This window comes from Micrococcus sp. 140720015-1 (assembly GCF_053627595.1).
Map to the genome: position 1 here is coordinate 1 of NZ_JBSEYC010000009.1, position 8561 is coordinate 8561.

An 8561-nucleotide genomic window follows, 5' to 3' on the forward strand; every position below is an offset into this window, starting at 1 on the left:
CTGTTCGTCATGATCTGACCAGTCTCCCTGCCCGCGACCGCGGGCAACAGGACGACTCTCATAACGACTGGACCTACGAAACGGGGTCAGCCCAACTCGACTAGGGCGTGTCTCCCTTATGCGCGTAGCCAGGTGAGAATGGCGCAAACGGTGACGGCGGCGCGGTAGGTGATGGCGAGCTTGTCGTAGCGAGTAGCCAAGCCGCGCCATTGCTTGGCCAGGGCGAAGTACCGTTCCACGACGTTGCGCCCGCGGTAGGCCTGCCCGTCGAAGGCCGGGGGTCGCCCGCCGCGACTACCCCGCCGTTGGCGGGCGGCGATCTGGTCCTTCTTGTCCGGGATGACCGCCCGGATCCGGCGCCGACGCAGTTCGGTGCGGATCACCCCGGTGGCGTAGGCCCGGTCCGCGATCACCGCCTCCGGTCGGGTCCGCGCCGCCCCGGGGCCGCGTCGGGGAACGTGGATCTCAGCCAGTACCTGTGCCAGCACGGCCCCGTCGTTGCGCTGGCCACCGGTGACGATCGTGGCCAGCGGCCGGCCCCGGCCATCGACGGCGTGGTGGATCTTGGTGGTCAGTCCACCGCGGGAGCGTCCGATGCCGTGACCAGGCGGTTCAACCTCGGTCAGCGGCAGTTTCTTGTGATTCGCCCCGGCCCCCTGTGTCCTGGTCCGGGCGGGCCGTGTTCGTGGCGTGCTGATGGGCTCGGGCAATGGTGGCATCGACCGAGACGGCCCAGTCGATCATCCCGGCCGCATCGGCCTCGGCCAGCACCTGGGTCAGGACTCGGTCCCAGGTGCCGTCCGCGGCGTAGCGGCGGTGGCGTTTCCACACCGTCTGCCACGGCCCGAACTGCTCCCGCGGCAGGTCCCGCCACGGGATCCCGGTCCGGTACCGGTAGGCGATGCCCTCGACCACCCGCCGGTGGTCACCGAACGGGTGCCCGCGCCGGCCCTGATTCGAGGGCAACAACGGCTCGATCCACGCCCACTGCTCGTCCGTGAACACCCGATATCGCGATCCCGTTGATCTCACCCGACCAGCCTGCCGCGAGCCTCATCACCGATAAGGGAGACACGCCCTAACGCCATCTTTGGAGCTGGCCTGCAGGGCGCGCTGACGGTGGGTCAGGGTTCGCCTGCGGAAAGGCCTACGCTGGCGGACTCATGTGTCGAAGTCGATCTCGATGCGGAATACGTCGGCCCTCAGCCACGAGACCGTGAGCTCCACCGGCTGGTGGTCTCGTGCTGCGGCATCTGTCCGTGAGCGGATCGAGATGACCGGCGGTCGGCCGCTCAGCCCGAGGTGCTCGGCGACCTCAGGCGGTGCGGGATCGATGGCCACGCCGAACCATCCGCGAACCGGTCGGAGCCCGTAGTGATCATCCAGGGTCTCGTACAGCGAGGCGAACGGGTCGAGAACCTGGGGCAGGTCCGGCACCAGCTGCGTGTCGAAGAAGGACTCGGCGAAGCCGACCAGCTCGTTGTCGATGTACCGGTCACGCGAGAGCGCCAGCACCTGCCGCCTCGGTCCCATCCTCATTCGCCGGCGCACCTCGGGCGACGGAGTCTCGAGTCGCCATTCTGTGGTCCGGACGTCAGGTGTGAGTCCCGCATTGCGGACGCTCTGGCTCCATGACGGCGGATGGCAGCGGCTGATCGTGTAGTCGACCCGACGGGAGACGTACGTGCCGCTGCCCTGCCGTCGCCGCACCAGGTAGCGCCTCTCCAATTCCGCCAACGCCGCCCGCGCGGTCAGTCGGCTGACACCGAGCTGACCGGCGAGCGCGTCTTCCGACGGAAGCCGGGTACCGACCGGGTGATCTGCGATCTGCTCGGCGAGAGCGTCTGCCGCGGCCAAATACACCGGGACCCGAGGTGAGGGCTGCTTCGACGTCACGTGGTTGATGGAACTGATCATATCGCAGGCGTCGGAACGGGAGATGCGGTGCGCTGGGGACGGTTGACAGCGCCGTCGGGCACCTCGCCGGCAAGCGCCTGCAGGATAGCCTTGGCAGCACGTTCCTCAATCGCGAGCCTCGCGGAGGCCACAGCGGACCCGAGGTGCGGAGTAAAGAGAGTGCGGTCCTGCATCGCCCGGAGCTCCTCTGGCACGTCCCGAGGTCGGTCCGGGCGCGAGAGGTCCTCGAACTCGAACACGTCCGAGGCGAATCCGCCGAGGTGTCCGCGACGTAGCAGCTCAGCCACGGCGACCTCGTCCACTACGGAGCCGCGACCGACGTTGACGAGCAGTGACCCCGGACGCATGGATTCCAGTCGGGGCCGGTCGAGCAGGTGCAGGGTGTTCACATCTAGCGGTGCGCAGACCACTACTGCATCGGTGCGCGCCAGCAGCTCCGACAGCTCCACACGCTCCATCTGCAGATCTTCCTCACCGGACACCGGCGAGGGATCGCAGTAGAGCAGATTCGCCTCGAACCCGCTGAGCAGTCGCGCCACTGCCCGGCCGAGCCTTCCCGCGCCCACGAGGCCGATTGTCGAGCCCACGAGCGTGCTTCCATAGAGCGTCGGTCGCCATCCTGCGAGGCGGGCCCGCACCGCGCGGTCTCCTACCGCGATGTTGCGCGCGAGTCCGATGAGCAGACCGACGGCGAGCTCAGCCGTGGGTTCGGTGAGGAGGTCCTCTACCCGCGTCAGCCAGATCCCGCGCTCGGTGCACGCGTCGGCATCGATGTTGTCGTGGCCCTTGAGAGCGCCGGCGACCACCTGCAGGCGCGGACAGGCGTCGAGGAACTCCGCGGTGATTCGATCCGGCATGAACGCCATGAGGGCGTCCGCGTCCGCTGCCCTTCGTCGCAGCTCCGAGGCGGGCAGGCTGCTGTCGCTCTGGTTCGCGATCACCTCGCAGGTGTCAGTGAGCATCTGAAGGATCAGGGGATGCACCCGGTGGGTGAGGACCACCACCGGGCGGTGGCGGGTCTCCGTCATATGCGCATCCATCGGATGTTTGTTTGTCATTTGAACCTCTTCCGCAACGCTCCGCCGAGGGCGTCGACCAGGGTGACTGTGGCTAGGATGACGAGCAGGATTGCGGCGACCTCGTCGTACTGGAGGGTGCGGAGGGCAGCGATCAGTTCGAAACCGATACCGCCGGCTCCGACGACGCCCACGACCACCGAAGCCCGGAAGTTGAGCTCCCAGCGGTAAACGGTCGTGTCAACCATTTGCGGCAGAACCTGCGGCAGGATGCCGTGCAGGATCACCTGCGCCGGGCCGGCACCAGTCGCGCGGGCGGCCTCCACAGGCGCGTGATCGGCATGCTCGATCGCCTCGGCGAAGAACTTGCCCACCATCCCCGCGGAGTGGATCCCCAGCGCCAGCGCTCCGGGCAGAGCGCCGAAGCCGACGGCCGCCACGAAGACGATGGCCAGGATCAGCTCCGGCACGGAGCGCAGCACGTTGAGGATGAGCCGGGCGACCCAGTAGACAGCCGGATGCGGCGCGGTGTTGCGCGCACCGCACAATGCCAGCGGAACGGAGAGCAGCACCGCCAGTGCGGTGGCCGCGATGCTCATCGTCATCGAGTCCCACAGCGGGCCCCACCAGCTGTTGAGGTTGGAGAAGTCCGGGACCCACATCTCGCTCAGCAGGTCGGCGATGTCCGTCAGTCCGGTGATCATGCGGGCGCCGTCGAGCATCCCGACGACCCACGAGCTCACCAGCACGGTGACGAGGACGAGTCCGGTGACAGCGACCGAGCGCCTCCAGCCGGACCGTGCCTTGTCGGAGATCCGCAGGTAGTCCTGCTCTCGCCGCTCGTCCACCAGGCCGACGGTGCTCGCGCTTTCCGTGCTGGTGCTCACTGGTAGTCCTCAAGGTCGATGTCGAGCAGAGGTGCGAGCTCGCGCACCGCGTCATAGTCCGCGTCGGTGACCTCTTCGAACCCGGCGGCGTCGAACGGTTCGAGCACCGCCGGGTCCTCGAGGTCCAGGAACGTTCTCCGCAGCTTCTCCTTCAGGTCTTCGGGGAGGTCTGACTGCATGGTCCACGGATAGTTGGCGTAAGGCTCGGACTCCTGGACCTTGACGACCGTCGTGGGGTCGATGAGTCCCTCTTCGACCATGCGCTCATAGATGGGCAGGCTCATGCCCCCCGCATCCGCATTGCCGTTCTGGACCGCCAGGGCCACCGCATCGTGAGAGCCGACGTACTGCTCTTCATAATCGCCGTGGTCAACTCGCAGGTCCGCGCCTTCGGCGAGCATGGCCTTGGGGATCAGATGGCTCGACGTGCTCGCCTGGTCGCCCCACGCGACAGTCTTGCCGGCGACATCGTCGAGGGATTCGATTCCGGACTCGCTGTTGGCGATGAAGACCGACTGGTAGGTGGGGTCCTCGCCCTCGACTTCCTGCAGTGCGGCGAAGGGTTCAATGTCGGCCTTCTCCTGCGCGAGGACGTATGACAGCGGGCCGAAGTAGCCGAGTTCGAGGCGGCCGCCGGCCATCGCCTCGATCATCGAGGAGTAGTCGGTCGTCACCACGAGCTCGACCTCCAGCCCCAGCTGCTCCTCGAGGTAACTCTTGAGTGGTTCATTGTTCTTGATGACCTCCGAGGCATTCTCATCGGGAAGCAGCGCAACCCGAAGGGTTTCGGGGGCGGCGCTTGCCTCGGACTCGGAGGCGGCAGTGCAGCCGGAGAGGAGAAGGGCAGAAGCCGTCAGGGCTGCTGTTGCGGCTGCGGTGAGGCGGGGGCGTCCAAGCACGGTGATTCACTCCTGTTTCAGTTGATCGAGGGCGATCGGGTGGGTCGATTTTCAGGTGACGGGTGGGTGCGGAGACTGGGGTCAGGAGGCTCGATCACGAGTCGGTCGTCGACGGGAAGGGAGGCATCCTGAGCCTGCGGCTCGTCGCGTGCGTCTTCGTAGATCACGCGGAGGTCATCGTCGTCGACTTCGTCTGCGGGACCGTCGTAAACGATCCGGCCATGGGCGAGGCCGACGATGCGGTCGGCGTGCTCGAGCGCGAGGTCGACCTGATGAAGGCTGGCGACGAGAGTGATGCCGCTCTCCTGGCTGACGCGGCGCAGCAGCTCCATGACGCGACGTGCGGTAGCGGGATCGAGGCTGGCCACGGGTTCATCGGCAAGGATCAGATCCGGTTGCTGGGCGAGTGCGCGGGCGATCCCCACACGCTGCTGCATGCCGCCGCTGAGGTTGTCGACTCGGGTGAGGGCCTTGTCCAGCAGTCCGACACGGTCGAGCGCCTCCAGGGCGATGCGCTCGTCGGCGCGGCCGAACGGCAGGAGGCTGCGCCAGAAGCTGTAATATCCGACCCGGCCGAGCAGCACATTCCGCAGCGCTGTGTAACGCGGGATGAGCTGGTGGTGCTGGAACACCATCCCGGTGCGCCGGCGATGCCGTCGAAGGTCGCCGCGCGTTTCGAGCGACGGCACGCCGTCCGCTCGCACGCCTCCCGTGCTCGGCTTCACGAGCAAATTCATGCACCGCAGCAGCGTGGACTTGCCAGCTCCCGACGGGCCGAGGAGCACGGTCACTCTCCCGGCCTCGATCGAGAGGGCCGTGGGTCCCAAAGCCTGCACGCCGCCCTTATAGGTCTTACTGACGTCGACGAGTTCGATCATGTCAAGTCCTCTATATGACTCCTGGTTGCCTCCGCAAAGGTATAGAGGATTTGTGAACTCCAAGGGGGGTGCTGGACAACGGTGTGTGAATCAAGGACGAACAGGGCATTCTTGTGGGCAGCCGTTCATGAGGCGTCCACATGAGGGTCAAGACCGGATGGAAGGCTGTCTGGCCGTGACATCCTTCACCTCGGACCGCCCAGTCTCCGATCTCGTGATCGGCCACGCCACAGCAGTGCTGCCCAACGGGGTGATCGACGACGCCCGGGTGGTCGTCCGCAGCGGTCGAATCGCTCACGTCGGGCCGCATCCACGTGGCACTGCCTGTGACCTGGATGCTCGCGGCGCACACGTGCTGCCCGGGCTCGTCGACGTCCACAGCGATGTGCTGTCGCGAGATATCCGTCCACGGCCCGGTGTCGTTCTCGATCCCTCCTTCGCGGTTGCGTCTGCGGGTGCCCGGCTTCGTGCGGCAGGCATCACTACCGCGTTCCACGGCCTGGCCTTCCAGGAACGGTCGATCGTGGGAAGACCGATCGATTCTCCCGCAGCGTCCGAACTCTCGGGAGCACTCCGTCGCACTGACGACACTCAAGTCGATCATCAGGTTCTGCACCGGCTCGATGTGCGCTGCGAATACGGACTTGCGCTGCTCACGAAGGAGTTGGAGTCATCGGAATCGGCACCTCAGGACGAGATGTGTGCACTGCATCCACAGGGGCCGAACGATGGTGATTCGTGTCTTCCGGGTGGACGAGTGCCCGTCGTGTCGCACGAAGACCACACGCCGGGGCAGGGACAGTTCGCCGACCCAGCGAAAATGCAGAAGTGGCTGGTTGACAGCGATCGAATGAGTGACGACGACGCTGCTGATCATGTGGAATGGTGGCGCAGCAGTCGTGACGAGCGCCTTGCTGTGCGTGACCGTACTCTGTCGTGGTTGGAGGGCTTGGTCCGGGCAGGTTCCATTCGACTTTTCGCCCACGACCTCGCGACACCGGAGGAGGTGTCGGCGGCTGCCGACCGTGGCTGTAGTGTGGCGGAGTTCCCGACAACAGTCGCGGCTGCCCGTGCGGCCCGGGATCACGGGATGCTCATCGTCGCGGGGGCACCGAACATCGTCCGGGGAAGATCTCACACCGGCAACGTACCGGCATCCGAACTCGCATCTGCGGGCCTGATCGACGCGTTGGCTAGCGACTACATCCCCACATCGATGCTTCCGGGCGCACTGCGACTAGTGCGTGATGGAATTGCAACGCTTCCCCAGGCGGTGCGGCTCGTGACTTCCGGTGCAGCCGCCTGTGTGGGTCTTGACGACCGTGGCTCTCTGACCGAAGGACATCGAGCCGACCTGATCCTCGCCGACCTCACCAAGAGGTGGCCCTCCACTCTCTCCCTCACAAGAGGAGTTCTTATTGGTGGGCGACCAAGATGAGAGGATCAGCTGATCTCTGAGGTGGAGCAAGCTCACCCGCAGGGAAAGAGTGGGGGGAGGGGGCCTTGCCCCTTGATCGTGGACACGGTGTCGGTTCGGTTATGCCGCTTCCGTGAGGGTAGCTGACCTCGCGGCGTCGTAGGCGTTCTCGTAGCTATTTGGGCTCACCTGGCCGATCGTGGAGTGGCGTCGGCGGGTGTTGTAGCGGTTCGCCCATCGGAACACGGCCCGGTAGGCCGTGGCCTGATCTGGAAATGCGGCCCGGCCCTCGAGAAGCTCCCGCTTGAGCGCGGCGTTGAAACTCTCCGCGAGTGAGTTGTCGGCACTCGTGCCCACCGCACCCATGGACTGGACGACGGTGAGCTGCTCGCAGAGGGCCGCGTAGGCCTTCGAGGCGTAGACGCTGCCGTGGTCGCTGTGAAACACGGCGCCGGCGAGACTGCCGCGGTCGCGGGCCGCGGCGCGGAGTGCGTCCTCGACGAGTTCGGTGCGCATGTGGTCGGCGACCTGCCAGCCCGCGAGCTTGCGGGAGCCGAGGTCGATGCACGTCGCGAGATACAGGTTCGACCCGTCTGCGATCGGGAGGTAGGTGATATCGCCGACGTACCGGCGGTTCGGCTCCCCGATCGAGAAGTCCCGGCCGATCAGGTCGGGGAACTTCCTCCCGGACTGGTCCGGGATCGTGGTCTTCACCCGGCGTCGCAGCCGGATCCCCACCAGCTGGTGCTCACGCATCACGCGGGCGACGCGCTTGTGATTCACCCGCTCGGCGGCGGTGGTGACGCCGTCGTTGAGGTCGGCGGTGATCCGGGGTGCCCCGTAGGCGCGGTCGCCGCCCTGGGCGGGGTCCTGCAGCACCCTGATCCGTGCGGCGAGGGCTGTATCTTCGGCCGCTCTCGCCGCCCGTCCCGGAGCCGCCGCGAGCCAGGCGTAGAACGACGACCTCGCGATCTCGACGATCTCGCACAACCGCTTCACGCCGTAGGCGTCCTTGTGGTCCTCGACGAACTGGAAGCGGTTCACCAGTTCGTCTCCCCGGCGAAATACTTCGCCGCCTGACGGAGGATGTCCCGCTCCGTCTCGAGCTTCAGCTTCTCCGCCTTCGACGCCGCCAGTTCCGCCTCCAGCCGCACGATCCTCGCCGCCTGCGACTCCGACCGCCCCGACGTGGGCGGCGACATGGTGCCGGCGGTCGTCGTGCCCGAGCCGTGCTTCTCGACCCACTCCCGCAGCGCACCGCGGGAGATCCCGAGGTCCGCCGCGATGCCATTCAACGTCGCACCGGGCGTCGACTCGTACAAGTCCACCGCCCGCTGCCGGAACTCGTCCGTGTAGTTCTTCCTAGCCATCCCTTGGATTCTCGCTTCCCAATCATCGTGCTGGAATCAGCGTGTCCAAGATCAGGGGTCAAGCGCCGGGTGCAAAACGCGATGAGCCGCCCCCTTCATTCGGTCCGGACGTTCTGTGAGTCGTCGGTTTCCATTTGATGGGTGCACTGCCGAGCGTACTCGGCTGGGGTTAGGTAG

8 protein-coding genes are annotated in these 8561 nt (G+C 66.4%); 1 reads left to right on the forward strand and 7 read right to left on the reverse strand.

The annotated features are described in order from the left end of the window. Positions 1 to 116: 116 nt before the first annotated feature. The 6 genes from ACUXPL_RS11930 to phnC all read right to left on the reverse strand — a co-directional run bounded on the left by ACUXPL_RS11930 (position 117) and on the right by phnC (position 5597). Positions 117 to 1032, reverse strand: a protein-coding gene (locus ACUXPL_RS11930; protein WP_255168179.1) for an IS5 family transposase whose coding sequence is annotated in 2 segments (ribosomal slippage) — positions 117 to 656 and positions 658 to 1032 — 915 coding nt in all. Because the reading frame shifts where the segments join, the coding sequence is not laid out codon by codon here. Positions 1033 to 1161: 129 nt separating this feature from the next. Further along, complete coding sequence (locus ACUXPL_RS11935) at positions 1162 to 1896, reverse strand: GntR family transcriptional regulator (RefSeq protein ID WP_208115292.1); 735 nt, start codon at positions 1894 to 1896, stop codon at positions 1162 to 1164. Positions 1897 to 1913: 17 nt separating this feature from the next. Continuing rightward, complete coding sequence (locus ACUXPL_RS11940; protein WP_049158470.1) at positions 1914 to 2945, reverse strand: phosphonate dehydrogenase; 1032 nt, start codon at positions 2943 to 2945, stop codon at positions 1914 to 1916. A 26-nt stretch (positions 2946 to 2971) separates the two neighbouring features. Continuing rightward, complete coding sequence (gene phnE, locus ACUXPL_RS11945) at positions 2972 to 3820, reverse strand: phosphonate ABC transporter, permease protein PhnE (RefSeq protein WP_049158471.1); 849 nt, start codon at positions 3818 to 3820, stop codon at positions 2972 to 2974. Next, the gene (gene phnD, locus ACUXPL_RS11950; protein ID WP_206395895.1) at positions 3817 to 4719 is read right to left on the reverse strand and encodes a phosphate/phosphite/phosphonate ABC transporter substrate-binding protein; all 903 of its coding nucleotides are present in this window, start codon (positions 4717 to 4719) and stop codon (positions 3817 to 3819) included. The genes phnE and phnD overlap by 4 nt, the downstream gene beginning before the upstream one ends. 17 nt (positions 4720 to 4736) lie before the next feature. After that, positions 4737 to 5597: a phosphonate ABC transporter ATP-binding protein gene (phnC, locus tag ACUXPL_RS11955; RefSeq protein WP_454184025.1), complete on the reverse strand. Its 861-nt coding sequence runs from the start codon at positions 5595 to 5597 to the stop codon at positions 4737 to 4739. Positions 5598 to 5772: 175 nt separating this feature from the next. Here phnC and ACUXPL_RS11960 point away from each other — a divergent pair, with 175 nt between their 5' ends. Continuing rightward, positions 5773 to 7035, forward strand: a complete 1263-nt coding sequence (locus ACUXPL_RS11960; RefSeq protein WP_050992891.1) for an alpha-D-ribose 1-methylphosphonate 5-triphosphate diphosphatase — start codon at positions 5773 to 5775, stop codon at positions 7033 to 7035. Between the two features lie 99 nt (positions 7036 to 7134). Here ACUXPL_RS11960 and ACUXPL_RS11965 read toward each other — a convergent pair. Beyond that, a protein-coding gene (locus ACUXPL_RS11965; RefSeq protein ID WP_144862608.1) for an IS3 family transposase occupies positions 7135 to 8384 on the reverse strand; the annotation gives its coding sequence in 2 pieces (ribosomal slippage) (positions 7135 to 8075 and positions 8075 to 8384; 1251 coding nt in all). Positions 8385 to 8561 lie beyond the last annotated feature (177 nt).